The sequence below is a fragment of the Leptolyngbya sp. GB1-A1 genome (assembly GCF_039962475.1).
Taxonomy (GTDB): Bacteria; Cyanobacteriota; Cyanobacteriia; order Elainellales; family Elainellaceae; genus Leptolyngbya_A.
Map to the genome: position 1 here is coordinate 26,876 of NZ_JAMPLI010000020.1, position 14,907 is coordinate 41,782.

At 50.8% G+C, this 14,907-nt stretch carries 12 protein-coding genes; 8 read left to right on the plus strand and 4 right to left on the minus strand.

Annotated features, from left to right (window positions below):
- Positions 1-179 precede the first annotated feature (179 nt).
- Positions 180-1,370: an MFS transporter gene (locus NDI45_RS17975; RefSeq protein WP_348248162.1), complete on the plus strand. Its 1,191-nt coding sequence runs from the start codon at positions 180-182 to the stop codon at positions 1,368-1,370.
- 69 nt (positions 1,371-1,439) lie between these two features.
- On the opposite strand, the gene NDI45_RS17980 is transcribed toward NDI45_RS17975, so the two are convergent.
- On the minus strand, positions 1,440-3,098 hold the full coding sequence (locus tag NDI45_RS17980) for an AarF/ABC1/UbiB kinase family protein (RefSeq protein ID WP_190793482.1): 1,659 nt from the start codon (positions 3,096-3,098) through the stop codon (positions 1,440-1,442).
- Positions 3,099-3,291: 193 nt separating this feature from the next.
- Here NDI45_RS17980 and NDI45_RS17985 point away from each other — a divergent pair, with 193 nt between their 5' ends.
- From NDI45_RS17985 to NDI45_RS17995, 3 genes are all read left to right on the plus strand, one after another.
- Positions 3,292-3,471 carry a YqaE/Pmp3 family membrane protein gene (locus tag NDI45_RS17985; RefSeq protein WP_190793481.1) on the plus strand — a complete coding sequence of 60 codons (180 nt, stop codon included), beginning with the start codon at positions 3,292-3,294 and terminating at the stop codon, positions 3,469-3,471.
- Positions 3,472-4,276: 805 nt separating this feature from the next.
- On the plus strand, positions 4,277-5,749 hold the full coding sequence (locus tag NDI45_RS17990; RefSeq protein ID WP_348248163.1) for an aminobutyraldehyde dehydrogenase: 1,473 nt from the start codon (positions 4,277-4,279) through the stop codon (positions 5,747-5,749).
- 170 nt (positions 5,750-5,919) lie between these two features.
- Entirely contained in the window at positions 5,920-6,975 is a 1,056-nt protein-coding gene (locus NDI45_RS17995; RefSeq protein WP_348248164.1) for an ABC transporter substrate-binding protein, read from the plus strand.
- A 562-nt stretch (positions 6,976-7,537) separates the two neighbouring features.
- Here the strand turns inward: NDI45_RS17995 and NDI45_RS18000 are convergent.
- Positions 7,538-7,990, minus strand: coding sequence for a cupin domain-containing protein (locus NDI45_RS18000; RefSeq protein WP_190793477.1), 453 nt, complete (start codon positions 7,988-7,990; stop codon positions 7,538-7,540).
- 519 nt (positions 7,991-8,509) lie between these two features.
- On the opposite strand from NDI45_RS18000, the gene NDI45_RS18005 reads away from it, so the two are divergent.
- Genes NDI45_RS18005 through NDI45_RS18020 form a run of 4 tightly spaced genes read left to right on the plus strand, consistent with a single transcriptional unit; the run spans position 8,510 to position 11,716 of the window.
- Entirely contained in the window at positions 8,510-9,373 is an 864-nt protein-coding gene (locus tag NDI45_RS18005) for an ABC transporter permease (protein ID WP_199296723.1), read from the plus strand.
- Positions 9,370-10,173 (plus strand): ABC transporter permease, encoded by an 804-nt coding sequence (locus NDI45_RS18010; RefSeq protein ID WP_190793476.1) that lies wholly within the window; start codon positions 9,370-9,372, stop codon positions 10,171-10,173. Before NDI45_RS18005 ends, NDI45_RS18010 begins: the two co-directional genes overlap by 4 nt.
- Before the next feature lie 40 nt (positions 10,174-10,213).
- Positions 10,214-11,314: an ABC transporter ATP-binding protein gene (locus NDI45_RS18015; RefSeq protein ID WP_190793475.1), complete on the plus strand. Its 1,101-nt coding sequence runs from the start codon at positions 10,214-10,216 to the stop codon at positions 11,312-11,314.
- Between the two features lie 6 nt (positions 11,315-11,320).
- The gene (locus NDI45_RS18020; RefSeq protein WP_348248165.1) at positions 11,321-11,716 is read left to right on the plus strand and encodes a RidA family protein; all 396 of its coding nucleotides are present in this window, start codon (positions 11,321-11,323) and stop codon (positions 11,714-11,716) included.
- A gap of 111 nt (positions 11,717-11,827) precedes the next feature.
- Here the strand turns inward: NDI45_RS18020 and NDI45_RS18025 are convergent, their stop codons facing one another.
- On the minus strand, positions 11,828-12,949 hold the full coding sequence (locus NDI45_RS18025; protein ID WP_190793473.1) for a glycosyltransferase: 1,122 nt from the start codon (positions 12,947-12,949) through the stop codon (positions 11,828-11,830).
- A 770-nt stretch (positions 12,950-13,719) separates the two neighbouring features.
- Positions 13,720-14,901 (minus strand): MFS transporter, encoded by a 1,182-nt coding sequence (locus tag NDI45_RS18030; RefSeq protein WP_190791277.1) that lies wholly within the window; start codon positions 14,899-14,901, stop codon positions 13,720-13,722.
- Positions 14,902-14,907: the final 6 nt, after the last annotated feature.

The window sequence follows — 14,907 nt, forward strand, 5'->3', positions numbered from 1 at the left end:
ACATTGGGCAATGCCTGATCTATTTCTACTGAGGGCTGATTGAATGAGCGTTGCAATTTATATCGCATCGTGAATAAAGACAGCGACCTAGAGGTGGCAGCAGCTTGGTGAGCAGAAATGCGGTGCAAAGCAGTCCTCCCTGGGCAATCGATTAACATGCGGAGTCTGAGGGAACCATCATGAAGCGCAACGCTCCTCCTGGTTGGATTGGTGTTGGACTAGCGTTTTATGCCTTTATTGCGATCGCGATCGCAGAAGGTGGTTTGGGCGTGCTGCTGCCCTCGATTCTAGATACCTACAACCTAACGACAGCAACCGTAACCGCCCTGTTTTTTAGTCAAATTAGCGGTTATGTGGTGGCAGCCCTTACCAGCAGTTTATTGAGTCACCGCATCGGGCTGGCTCGAATGATTTTGCTGGCAGCCGTGAGTGTCACCACCGCGCTGTGCATCTATGCTTCAACGCCCTATTGGTGGGTCATGGTATTCACCGGAACGCTGCTAGGATTGGGCATTGGGCTGATTGACGCAGGCATTAACACGTTCATTGCCGATAAACAGGACAGCGGCAATCTGATGGGATTGCTTCATGCGTTTTATGGCATTGGAGCACTTTCAGGTCCGGCGATTGCGACAATTTTGCTAACGCAGGGAGTGAGTTGGCGATCGGCGTATTGGGTGTTTGCTGGAATGGTGCTGCTGTTAGCCATTGGCATGGTGTGGGTCGTTTCCCAGCGTCATTCGTTTATGGATTCATCCGCTCTGCCTTCTGATCAAAGCGCGAGAACCAATCTGCATCTGGCATTAAAAGAACCGACTGTGTTAGTCGCAGGGCTGCTGTTGCTTGTCTATGTGGGTACGGAAGTCTCTGTAGGAAATTGGGCTTTTACGGTGCAAACCCTCAGTCGCGGTACATCCGTTGCGATCGCAGGATATAGCATCACCGCCTACTGGTTTGGACTGACGCTGGGACGATTAACAATGGGGCAACTGATAAGACACATTGGCGCAATTCGGCTCATTGATGCGTCTCTCGCCTTGCTCACCGTCGGTCTGCTGATTTGGTGGCTCTTGCCTGGCCAGCTCTGGAGTTTGCCGCTGATTGGGTTCGCGCTGGCTGCTATTTTCCCAGCCACAATTTGGCTGATGCCCCGTCGAGTTCCATCTGCGCTGGTTCCAGCGGCGATCGGCTTTTTAACGAGCGTGGGCAGTGTTGGAGCGGTGAGTATTCCCACCGTAGTTGGCTGGTTGGCAGACAAAATCAATTTGGAAATCATTCCGATGCTGATGGTGCCACTGGCGATCGTCATGATGATCCTGCATCGCTGGCTCGCCAACCATACCGCTCGTCAAACCGCTGAACACCAATAATCAGGAAGGGTGCGGCGGGCGGTTTAATTCTTTTATTAAATCCAGTCGAGTAATATAACTAGCGTCACCTTACTCAAATCTGCCCGATCGCATAATCGTCACGATCAGCCACAAGCCCAGCAGGCTGGCAGCCGCAAAGAAGATGTTGCTGAGCAACTGAAGCTGGGGTGTTTGTTGTCCACTGGCGACGATCGCGGCTCCGATGATCAGCGAACCCACTACGGTACTAAACGAGCGGCGATTGGCAGATTCAGCGATCGTGCGGCGCAAGGCATTGAGATCCTGAATTGAGAGATTGAGCTTGAGCGTTTCGGAGGTGAGACGATTCAGCAGGAAGGCAACCTGGCGCGGCGAGTCGAGAGACAACTGCTTGAATTCCAGCGCGGTTCGCAGAGCAGACTGTAGGGGGTCGTTGCCGACCAACTGGCGGCGAAACAGGTCACTCATGAGCGGACGGACTTCTGCCATCAGGTTGATGTTTGAATCGAACTTGCGTCCTGAGCCTTCTAAGTTGGCGATCGACTTGGTTAAAAGTCCTACGTTGCTGGGCCAGCGCAAGTTGTTGATCCGGGCTGCTTCCAGAATTTGCCCAAACGCTTCGCCCACGTTCAGGTTTTCCAGGCTGAGACTGTAGTATTGGCGCAGGAGGCGATCGTAGTCTTGCTGAAGTTTCGCCAGGTTAATCGGTTGGGTTTGATCCATCCGGTCGGCAAGCTGAAGCGAAATCTGGGCACAGCGCTCGGGGTCGAGATCCATAATTGCTAGCACCAGCTCCACCATGAGCGACTGCATTCTGGGATTGAGGTTGCCCATCATGCCGCAGTCCAGAATTCCGGCTCTGCCATCTTCCAGGTAAAACAGATTGCCAGGGTGGGGATCAGCGTGAAAAAAGCCGTCTACAAGATACTGCTGCAAAAATGCCCGAAAAACTGTTGTCGTAAAGGCGCGGCGTTCTGCTTCTGGGTCGCCGTTAAAGCCAATGCCTTTTAGCTTTGCCTGCAAAATGGGTACGCCATCCAGCCATTCCAGCACCAGAATTCTTTTGCTGGTCAGCTCATGGTAGACCTTGGGAACGACAATTTTATCGGGGTCAAACCAGCGGCTTTTCGACAGGTTGCGGCGCAGATCGTCAGTGTAGGTGGCTTCCTGGGTAAAGTCGAGTTCATTTTGCAGCGATTTACTAAACTCGTCTGCCAGGTCGGTGATGTTGTAGCGTTTGCCAAAGTCAGTGGTCGAGAGCAGTGCCGCAATTCGCCGAAATACGGCAATATCTCGCGCAACGACGGCTTCAATACCAGGACGCTGAAGCTTAATCGCAACGGGCTGTCCGTTCTTGAGTATGGCTTTGTGAGTCTGGGCGATCGATCCGGCGGCGATCGCATTAAAGCTCACCGACTCAAACAGCTCCTCAAACGGCTGGGGAAGCGACTGGCGCAGCACGATCTCAATGTCATCCCAGGGGACGGGCGGCACATTGGACTGGAGCTGGCTCAACGCCTCAATGTAGCGGGGCGAGAGCAGATCGGGGCGCGTGCTGAGCAACTGTCCCAGCTTGACGTAAACCGGGCCCAGATCGGTCAGAATATTGCACAAAACTTCAGGAGCTGGAATCTCAGGTTCGCCGCCCTTGCCCAGTGTGAGAACCTGGCGCATATAGTCCCATCCGTGCCGGATAAAGACTTCGATAATTTCGCGCTCACGAATGCCAGAAGGCAGGATTGCGGTCATAGCTTTAAGCAGGTAACTTTGGCCGAATAACAGATAAAGAGCAAATCGATCGAGCAGTTACACTTCTTCACGATAGCGCAGCCCGCTCAGCTCAGCAAAAGACACTCGCGTTTGAGAGCTTGCCCTGCTAAACTGCAAATCTCTATCTAGGATGGAAAATAGTTCTGTTTTAATCAAACCTCTGGAGGAAGAGATGAACTTGATTCGCATTATTTGCGCGATTTTTCTGCCGCCTCTGGGCGTGTTCCTGACGGTTGGGATTGGCAGCGCGTTTTGGATTAACCTGCTGCTCACGCTGCTGGGCTACATTCCGGGCATTATTCATGCCATCTGGATTATTGCAAAACACGATCGCGGTAGAGCGATTTACTAGATTCACGAACGGATTGGCTCACTGAATCTTTGTTGATCCGCTGCCAGTTTCTATCAATTCATTAAACCGCTAGCGTTCTGCATAACCTGTTGCAGTTGGGCGATCGGCAGTTGGGCTTGGGCAAAGGGATAAGGATGCGTTCTCAGTTCAGCATCTCTTTTTCAGCTGCCCACTCTCGCTGCTGGCAGAATCGCTCCATTTTTTCTTCAAGGTTGCTTTAAAGGAACCAAAAGTGCTGCATCGTCCCCTAAATCCCCCAGCTTTGAGGGACTTTGGATATTCCTCCGAGCCGTTCGTTTCCCCTTCCAGAATTGGCCCGTTAGAGGGGTGGTTTGGGTCACGATGATGGCTTTTTAAACATCCTCCTATCTCCCGCTCCGTCTGAAATTCATTCAGTTAGCTGCTATTTATAAAAAAATCTTGTGTTCTGGCGTTCTTTAGAGTGACGCAGATTGAAGCGAAAGTTGATCTTAAAAACAATAAAAATTGTTGTGATTGGTTTATCTGTTTGGCTGTGAAATCAGTTGTCAAATGAGTGGTCGACTGTAATCAACGGAGAATGAATTGGGGGATGCAGAGGACGATCGCTTGAGCTTGCGTTCTCTCTCAAAACAAATTGAAGCCACTCGTTTAGATGTCCGTTTGTAAAGAAAGTCTGCCTGGGTGTAATGAGTTGAAAGGAGTATCTAGCAACACCTGTACAAGCTGTGATAAGTGTTATCGTCTTCTGTCAAACGTTCGGCAATGATCTAGAGTCAAAGAGCGTTGTGTTAATTCTTGAACTTTTTAAACTTCAGGTGATGTTATGGAAAAGTTAACGCATTACCCAATGGTGATTGGGAGTGACTTTATCACGACGGGCAGTGAAGATTTGATTGATCCGGCATCGGGAAAGCCGTTTGCATCAGTGGCTTGGGGAACAGTTGCCGATGTCGATCGCGCAGTGAAAGCGGCAAAAGTGGCCCAGAAAGAGTGGGCAGCTCGTTCTTGGGGAGAGCGAAGCGTTGCTTTATTGAAATTTGCTGATGCGCTGGAAGCAAAAACAGACGAATTAGCAAGATTGGAAAGCCAGAATGCGGGCAAACCTCTAAAACTCACACTGGGCGGCGATATCCCATTTGCGATCGACAATCTGCGCTATTTTGCTTCAGTGGTGCGGCGGCAAGAAGGCGTTGCCGGAGGTGAGTATGTAGGCGGATTTACCAGCTTTATCCGGCGAGAGCCGATTGGGGTTGTGGGCGCGATTACGCCGTGGAACTACCCGTTTATGATGGCGATCTGGAAGCTGGCTCCGGCACTGGCAGCGGGAAATGCAGCCGTGATTAAACCTGCTCCCAACACTCCTATTACGACGATCGAGCTGGCTAAAATCGCGCTGGATGCTGGCTTGCCCGCCGGACTGATCAACGTGGTGACGGGCGCAGCCGAAGTCGGAGAAGCGATTTGTATCCACCCTGACACGCGCATGATTAGCTTTACGGGCAGTACCCGAACCGGAAAGCGCATTGCAGAGCTGGCGAGTTCAATGGTGAAGCGCGTCACGCTGGAGCTGGGCGGCAAGGCTCCCTTTGTGGTGTTTAGCGATGCGGATATTGAAGCGGCTGCAAGAGGTGCGATTCCGGCAGCGTTTATGAATACGGGACAGGACTGTACGGCAGCAACCCGAATCTATGTGCAAAATGAGGTATTTGATCAGTTTTTGAGCCGCCTGACCGAGCTAACGCAGCAAATTAAGTTTGGTCAGCCCTTTGCTGAGGATACGGATATTGGTCCGCTCACCAGTGAAACTCAGCGACTTAAAGTGCATGGGTTCGTGGAAGAAGCGCGTCAGCAGGGAATTAAGGTGGCAACGGGTGGCACGCTGCCCGAAGGAGAAGGCTACTTTTATCCGCCAACAATTCTGGTGGACGCGCCTCAGGCGGCAAACTGTGTGCAGGAAGAAATCTTTGGTCCGGTAATTGTGGTGAATCGATTCACCGATGAAGCCGAAGCGATCGAGCTAGCCAACGATATTCCCTACGGACTGGCAGCCAGTGTATGGACGACGAATGTGCAGCGAGCGATGCGGGTCACGGCAGCCCTAGAGTTTGGCACGGTTTGGGTAAACGATCACCTGCCGATCGCCAGCGAGCTACCACACGGTGGCTTTAAGCAAAGCGGCATGGGTAAGGATATGTCGTACTATGCGCTGGAGGAATACACGATCGTTAAGCACGTCATGTTTGATATTACGGGCGATCAGAAGAAGGCATGGCACTCGGTGGTGTTTGATGGCTAATTTGCCGTTGATTCTGAAGGTTGAGTTTTGGGAGAGTGGTTGAGCCGTGTTCTAGGTGCTATATCGCCCCCTAAATTCTCTACTGTTGGGGGCTTTGAATCAATAGGAAGCCTTCTGGTATTGAAGAGTTGAGGGCTGCAAGGTTTCGATTTCGATCAGGAGAAAGGTTTATGTTGTACCGCTTCAAGGCACTCCTTTTAACCGGAGTTCTCAGTTTTTTAGCGATTGTCTTAGGCGTGCCTGCTGCTCAGGCAGAAAATTGCACTTTATCGGCGATCGTTTGGGAAGGTTACACCGATTCGTCTTTTGCTCAGACTTTTGAGCAGCAAACGGGCTGTGCTGTGAAGGCGACTTATGCTGGATCGAGCGACGAGATGTTTGCCAAGTTTCGTACCGGAAAAGGTCGCAATTATGACATTATCTCGGCGTCGGGTGATATTACGGAGCGGCTGTATCGGGCAGGTTTAGTGCAGCCGATCGACCCCAGCAAATTGAAAAATTACGATTCAGTATTTTCGTCGTTTCGCGGCGGCAACTGGAATACGTTTGATGGCACACCCTATGGCGTAACGTTTGCCTGGGGTCCGAATGTCATGGTTTACAACAAGGAGAAGGTTAGCTCGGAGCCGAAGAGCTGGGATGTGCTGTTTGACCCGCAGTATGCCGGGAAAATCTCGCTGCCGGATAACCCGATGACGATCGCCGATGTTGCGCTGTGGTTGGGCAAGCCCGATCCCTATCATCTGAGCGAGCAGGATCTGGCGGAAGTGAAGGCGAAGCTGCTGGAACTGCGTCCTCAGGTGCGAAAGTTCTGGACGACGGCGGGAGAACTGGCGAATCTGTTTCAGTCGGGAGAGGTGGTGATTGCCCATGCTTGGCCCCTCACTTATACGCAGCTCAGCTCTGAAGGGTTTCCGGCTGGAACGGTGAGTCCGAAAGGCAAACTGACCGGATGGACAGATTCCTGGATGATTTCTAAGAATTCGCGCCACGAAGATGCAGCTTATGAATGGGTTGATTTTATCCTCAGCGGCGAGGGGCAAAAAGGCGTGATGGATGTGACCGGATATTCGGGCGCGACCGAGTTAGGGGCTGAGGCGATCGGCAAAGACCGTGCTCACGCTTTATTTATGGATGATTTGTCGCTGCATAGACAGATCAAGATGTGGCAGAGTGTGCCGAACTATGACCAGTGGGTGCAGGTGTGGAATGAGGTTCGCTCCTAGCGTTTAGCCAAATCTGATCCTGCTACAAGCTTCAAAAAACTTCAAATTCCTCTGTTCTTTCCCAATGGATGAGGCAGAGGAATTTTTTAGGCTTTTGCTTTTCGTTACAGGTATCCTGGCAATTCACAACATTGCAAAGAAATGGACAAAGAAATGGATGATGCTAATTCGGGATTGGAAACCTGCTCTCAACCATTTTGCGACTGAGTTTTGCGACTGAATTGGGCGATCGCTTGCCAATCTAGCTTCCTGCACCCTGACACAAACGATTTGACATACCCTTCCTAATGCTTCAGCGATGTCCTACCCCAAACTGCTGTACCTGTAAAAATGATTGCATTACTATCCTGACAAACTGCCCCAGAATCAGCGATTGCCTGGGTGACTAGCAGTTGCACCATTTCTTGAAACGTGTCATGGGTGGCGATTTTAATTTGATATCCAGGATATTCAGCCTATTTCAATCCTTGTCTAAGGGCAATGAAGGGTTGAATATCCCCTCGGGCTTCTGTCGTCAAAATCGTAATTCTCCGAACGACTTCAGTATGAGTTCCTTAATGGGTTACCAAAGCTGCAAATCGTACTTAGTAAAGATTTCCTCTAAAACAGTTCGATCAGGTGGAAAGCTAGTAATTCTTGCACCAACTTCTTGATAGAATTCGGCAGCGGCAGCAGGTGAAACGATGATCAGAACACGAGCGATCGGGGAAAGCACCTTAAAGGTATGCACAGCATTTGTAGGAATGTGGGTCACTGCACCTGCTGTAACAACATGCTTACGACTACCTAAGGTGACTTCGAGTTCGCCTTCCAGGATGTAAAACGTTTCCTCCCAAGGATGGCTATGGAGTGGTGGTTCTCCATGCGCCGCATCGATCATCTCAAACATAGCGTACTGACCATTCGTATCATTTCCAGTTAGCTTCCATACGAGTGTGTGAGTCAGCATAGTATGCATATCCCCTTCACCAGATGCAAGGAGTTTAGGTTTAGCGTGCTGTACTGCAGTCGTCATAGTGCTTCTCCAAAAAAACAAATGGTTTACTCGTTGTTGATTCATCGGTCGAACCGAACAGCTTGTTCGATTGGTTACATAGTAGGCTGCGTATTCCGGTTGCAATTCACCCAATTGGGTAGCCTTTTTAGACCGTACTGTATGACACGATGGATGGATTTGTTCAGGTTGTGTTGTGCCTGAAGAAGCTAGGCAGGCTGGCAAAGCAGAACAAATTTTGCAGGGAACTTTACAAGAATTTTTGCGAGATGGCTATGCTGTTGAGGTTATTCTATTAAGGCAATTCTGCTAAACACAGAGGAAGTAGACATCGGAGGGCAAAAAGACACAACGGAGCTTGTCTAACTTAACGATTGGTTAGTTTTTGCGACACAATCGAACTTTGTAAATGCCGTATTCGGGGGCAAGCTAGGATGAGGAAATAGGCGAGCTAAAGTCTCTGTTTTATCTTTGCTTTAGTTCACCCAAATTCTTCAAATTCTTACTCAAACTTCTGCTCAAATTCTTGCTCAAACTTCTGTGACTGTTATTCCTGCTCGATCGCCTCGTTCTGATCAAACTGGGCTATATGCATCTTTGCTGCCGCCCCTGCTGTGGATGTCGCTGCTGTATTTTATTCCGCTCGGATTGCTGCTGATTTATAGTGTCTGGCAGCTGGAATCGTTTGAGATTGTCAAGACGCTGAGTTTGAAAAATTTTCAGACGATCGCCACAAACGCTGCCTACCGCACGGTAATTTTGCGAACGGTGCTGACTGCGCTGGGGGTGACGCTGATAGATGCGGTGATCGCGCTGCCAATGGGATACTTCATTGCAAAGCACGGCGGACGCTATCGCGGGCTGCTAACGATGCTGGTGATTTTGCCGCTGTGGTCGAGCTATTTGGTGCGCGTCTTTGCCTGGAAGATTATTCTGGGCTATAACGGTGTTTTGAATACGGCGCTGCTGTCGCTGGGCATTTTACACGAGCCGAGTTCGCTGTTTCTCTACAACCGGTTTTCGACGCTGCTGACGTTTGCCCATGTGTGGCTGCCGTTTATGATTTTGCCGATCGTGACTGCGTTTGAGCGGTTGCCCAATTCGCTGCTGGAAGCTTCGGCAGATCTGAATGCAAACCCCTGGACGACGTTTCGACGGATTATTCTGCCGCTGGTCACACCGGGCGTCCTGGCAGGGTCGATCAATGTGTTTTCGCTGACCATGGGCGATTTTATTACGCCGAGTCTAGTTGGCAGTCCGAACGGGATTATGCTGGGCAACCTGATTGCATCGCAGTTTGGCGTAGCGTATAACTGGCCTCTGGGTGCAGCGTTTGCGCTGGTGGTGATGACCATTGTGTTTAGTGGGCTGACGATCGCCCTTCGCAAAGGGGCAAGTTTATGAACAAACAAGCTGTACGGGAATTGCCTCGGTCTCAACCAAAACCCTGGTTGCTGGGCATTTGGACAGTGCTGGTGTTTGTGTTTTTGTATTTGCCGATCGCCGTCCTGGTGCTAATGAGTTTTAACCGATCGCGCATTTTGTCGCTGCCCTTCAAAGGATTTACGCTGAACTGGTATCAGACTGCACTTCGAGACACGGCTTTGCAGGTCGCGCTGATCAATTCGATCAAGGTGGCAGCGACGGCGACGATTCTGGCAACGGTTTTGGGCTTGCTGGCGGCGTTTGCAGTATATCGGTATCAGTTTTTTGGCAGAAATGCCTTTCGGATCGCGCTCAATTTGCCGATTTTGCTGCCGGGAATTGTGACCGGAGTGGCAATGCTGGCGTACCTGTCAGACCTAGGGTTTGAGCTATCGCTCTTGACGGTGATTCTGGGTCATGTGGTGTTTGGGCTGCCTGTTGCCTTTGGTCCGATCGTGACGCGATTAAGTCAGTTTCCCCACAGTCTGGAGGAAGCTGCTTATGATTTGGGGGCACTGCCGGGGCGGGTGTTTATTGACATTGTGTTTCCCTACATTCGCAGTGCGATCGTGGCGGGTGCGCTGCTGGCGTTTACGCTGTCGTTTGATGAGGTAATTGTGACAATCTTCCTCACCGGACAAGATAATACGCTGCCGATGGAGATTTGGGGCAGACTGCGAACCGATATTACGCCGGAAATTGCGGCGATCGCGACGCTGATTTTGCTGGGAAGTGGGGTACTGGTGCTGCTGAGCCAGCGAACCTCCCCCGCGGACTAACCTGCGGCGAATTAAGATAGGGAGAAGTCAGGAGAAAAACATGAAGGCGAAAAGCGTCGTTTACCTGGAGTCGGTCAGCAAGATTTACCCATCAGCAAAGGGTGAAGTTTATGCAGTGCAGGATGTAACGATCGACGTGCAGCCGGGAGAGTTTTATTCGCTGCTAGGGTCGAGCGGTTCCGGGAAAACGACGACGCTGCGAATGATCGGTGGGTTTGAAATCCCGGAATATGGACAGGTGTACATTAGCGGAGAACCCGTGACGACGCTGCCGCCCTATCGCCGCAATGTGCATACGGTGTTTCAAAACTATGCCCTGTTTCCGCACATGACCGTTGCCGAAAATATTGCCTATCCGCTAACGATCGCCAAACTGCCCCGTGCTGAGATTGCGCCCCAGGTAGAAGCGTCGCTGAAAATGTTTCAGATTCAGGAATTGGGCGATCGAAAACCGTCTCAGCTTTCGGGGGGTCAGCAGCAGCGGGTGGCGTTGGCGCGGGCATTAATCAGCCGTCCGAAAGTATTGTTGTTGGACGAACCGCTTTCTGCGCTGGATGCCAAAATTCGAGAAGAAGTGCGGCAAGAGCTAAGAGAGCTTCAGCGTCGGCTCAATCTCACCTTTATCTATGTAACGCACGACCAGGAAGAGGCTCTGGCTTTATCCGATCGCATTGCCGTGATGCACCGGGGCAAAGTCGAACAGATCGGGACACCAAAGGAAATTTATAATCGTCCGGCTTCGCTGTTTGTGGCGCAGTTTATCGGCAAAGCGAATTTTCTCACGGGAACAGTACAGCAGGTGGATGAAGGAATGGCGATCGTCGAAGTTAACGGTCAGTTGCTCAAAGCAAGCCTACCCCGTGACCGCTTCGCTGATCAAAATATCCAGATTAATCAAACAGTGACGCTGATGATTCGTCCAGAACGAATTCAGATCAATCAAAATGCTTCTGCTGATAACCGGGTGAGGGGAACGATCGAATCAATTACCTATATTGGTCAATCGTTGCAGATTCAAGCGAAGACTGATTTGGGAATGCTGATGGTGACAGAACTTTATAGCGGAGGCGATCGATCGGATGAAACGCTAACGCTTTCCTGGAATTCAGAAAATTGTGTGGTCGTTCAAAAGGAGCATTAAACGCAAATGAGCCGTCAGCTAATTTCTTCGGGTTCATCGTTTGAGCGGGAAGTCGCGTATTCCAGAGCAGTTGTGGATGGAGGTTGGGTTTTTGTTTCTGGGACAACTGGATTTGATTATCAAACGATGACCACTTCTGACAATGTGGTTGAACAAGCCGAGCAGTGTTTTCAAAATATCAATGCTGCCCTGATTGAAGCAGGATGTACGCTGCAAGATGTGGTGCGGGTTCGCTACATTCTGCCAGATCGCGCTGACTTTGAGCCTTGTTGGAGTGTGTTTCGGCGGTATTTTGAAAATGTGCGTCCTGCGTCCACCATGTTTGTTGCCGGACTTGCCGACCCGCGCATGAAGATCGAAATTGAAGTGACTGCTCGTAAACTGACCGCTCGTAGATTCTAGAGTGCAGAAGCAATAAGAAAGCAGGGGCAAAACTCCTGAGAATCATGCCCCCACATCTTTTCACTCCTATAGTTGTGATCTGCGGTTTTAGATACGGCGATCGCGACAGAACTAAGCGGCTGCGAGTATCGTTTCAGCTTCAAGTGGTGCTAAAGGGGCAGCAGTGCGGATCAAACCCTCTATCTTGTGAACGAACTTGTTCTCGGTGAAGTAGGCTCTATACGCTTCGCGGGCATTGTGAGCAATCTGCTCTGCCTCGTCAGGATTTGCCAGATAGTAGCGGCACTTTTCTTCGAGATCTGCAAAGTCCCACCGCACCGGAACATAGGTTTTGCCAGGGATAAAGATATTGGGTTCAACATCAATGTGATCGACCAGAGGCTTGATCAGCAGGCATCCGTGGCAGGCTGCTTCATAGTCGCGCCAGGTAATTTCTCCCCAGCCAAACGGGCTAAACGCAATGCGACTCCGCTTCAGATCGTGCAGATATTGCCGGGATGAGATGGTTTGCTCACCCGAAAATTCGCCGCTCACCGAGAGCGTATAGTCAGAAGCCATTCGCTTGAGCGCTTCGACACCCAGCATCCGGTGCTGACCATACCATTCCAGGTTGTTTCTTGGCCCGTAGGACACGTGACAAACGACATCGATGCTCTTTTTACTGCCCTGGTTCCAGAACATTGGCTTATGGAACAGTGCTTCCTGGAACCGCTTGGTCAGGGTCACGAACCAGCCCGTTTCGATTCGGGATTCATAACCTGCCGGAACTTCAGATTGGACAGACCAATCCTTAATGTCGTATCCCAGCTCATTCACTAAATAATCGGTGAGGACCGTCCCCCCCTTCAGCGGGTTCAGATATTGGCTGACATCCTTGAGTCGCTGATACTTCAGGAAGCGATCGACATAAGGCAAAACGCCGAAAAAGCGGCTGCTGGTTTGATCGAACGGGTCGATAAAGACAATCAGCGCATTGGGTTGACGATCGCGAAACTTCTCCATCACCAGGGTGACATCGCTCGGATTCTCTCGCCAGCAGGGGCGCACGAAATACGCATCGGCGGTTTGCAGGCTTGCCGCTTCAATCTCTTTTAGAGAACGCGCATCAACATGCTTAAACTCAAAGCCCAGTTCGCGACGCAGACATTGCCGATTATCAAAGAACGGAAAGAGCTGGGAGAACGGAATCGAGTCCGTCTTGATATCTGTGCTGCCGATAACGATTGCTTTCATACTGCTTCTGATGAGGAAAGGAACGAAAAATGGCTGAAACCTGGCAGGAGTAGGGAGGCTTTGGAATACGCGCTAAGACGTAAAAGTCTGCCAGCAATCTATAACCAATTGCCAAACTGGTTTCACTGATAAATCGTGGTATGAGCGACGGTGGCTGTGCTGAGATCTACCCTTCCAGGAAGAAGCAACCTCTCTCAAGAAGCGGCACAATAACTTTGTAATGTGGCTCTGGAAAGTAGTGTTGCACTGATAAATCTTTTACAACTAAATCTCCTGCAACCAGAGACCTCAGCAGATAAGAGCCATCGATAAGCTTTTCATAAAGAAGTTCTACCGTATCTACTCTATCCGTACTGGTGAAATCCGATATGCCAGCATTATCACCAATGTCACCCGCTCTAAGCAATAGTTCATAGACTGGAGAATGTGAAGAAGGGGGGAAGTTTTATGAAGAAGAGCTAAAGCGACCGAGTTGGACGCCTGGTAGCTCTAATATATTCCTGGAACATTACTGGAACTAGCTATGTCAGTATTATTACTATCCTGCTCGCCTTTCGCAATAATGGATGGACTAGAAAAGGTAAAGAAGCGAGAGAATTTCGTAAAGGAAGTTTAAAGCTAATTTTTAAGGTAAAGCACCCAAGAGAATTCAGTAAAAGAACTTTATAAAGCTAATTTTTGATGAAAAGATAAGTATCTGGCTTGGACGGATGGCAGCATGATGATGGCACAAGGACCCCGTTGTCCTGGGTGATGACTGCCAGCCTGCCTTACTTGTCCCTTGTCCGATCGATTGAAGCTGCTGGAGAGCAGTGTTCCGCATGGGGAAGCGGTTGAGCAAACTGCCGCAGCGCAACCAGACTTGCCCCACTTCCCAGACTGCCCAGGATGAGAAATAAGTCATTTAACGGCAGCACAGCAACGAGCAGCTGTACCCCTGCCCCCCCTAAGGTCATGCCCCCGTCAAACCCGGCGAGAAAAACGCTGTACACCCGACCGCGAACCGCCTGCGGAGCCGACAGCGACACCACGGCAGACAGCACCGGAAACAGAGAGCCAAATCCTAGCCCATAAACGATCGACCATAGCATCAGCCACTCAGGCGCGATCGATAGCCCTATCAACGCCGTCCCCGAACAAAAGATGCCCAAACTCACAATCCATCGGCGAGAAAGGCGGTTGCCCCATCGCCCCAGCCCAAACCGAACCAGTACCGCAACCAGTGCATTCAGGCTATAGAAGAGGGCAGCATTCGGCACAAACAGCGGTAGAAAAGTCACGACTGCGCCATGCAGAAATGAATTTGTAAAAAACAGCAGCGTTGCGTCTCTCACCGGATAACGGAGAATCGTCTTCCAGGGAAAGCTACGGTTGACGATCGCCTGACGGTTCGGCGGTGGAGAGGACGATTTCCAGGGCAGCGGCAGACTGAAAACAATGCCAACCAGCGTCAGAACTCCCATCAGCAGCACCGTGTGGGAAAAGCCGCCCTGCCGAAACACCAGCGATCCCAGCAGCGGACCTAGCGAGAAGCCGATCGTATTACTCATTGCCAGATATCCCAGCAACGCCGTCCGACGCTCTGGGGGAACCAGATCCACCAGCAGGGTTTGAGAAGCTGTGCCAAATGCCGCCTGACTAATACCGTGCAGCACCCGCACCCCCATAAGCCAGAAAGGAGTCGGCGACCAGAGATAGAGCGGCAAAATTGCCAGCATGATGCCCAGCCCTATCCACAGCACCGGTTTACGTCCCCAGCGATCGATTAGCCAGCCAATGGGCGGACGAAAAAACAGCAGCCCGATTGCCATTGCCCCCACTACAAACCCGAGCGGCGCATCTTGCCAGCGTTGGTTTACATAAAGCGGCAACACCGGAAACAGCACCGTTACCTGTGTGAAGTACACCAGCATTCCGATGCAGATGCAGAATAAGGACAAGCGATGAGGCATACCTCA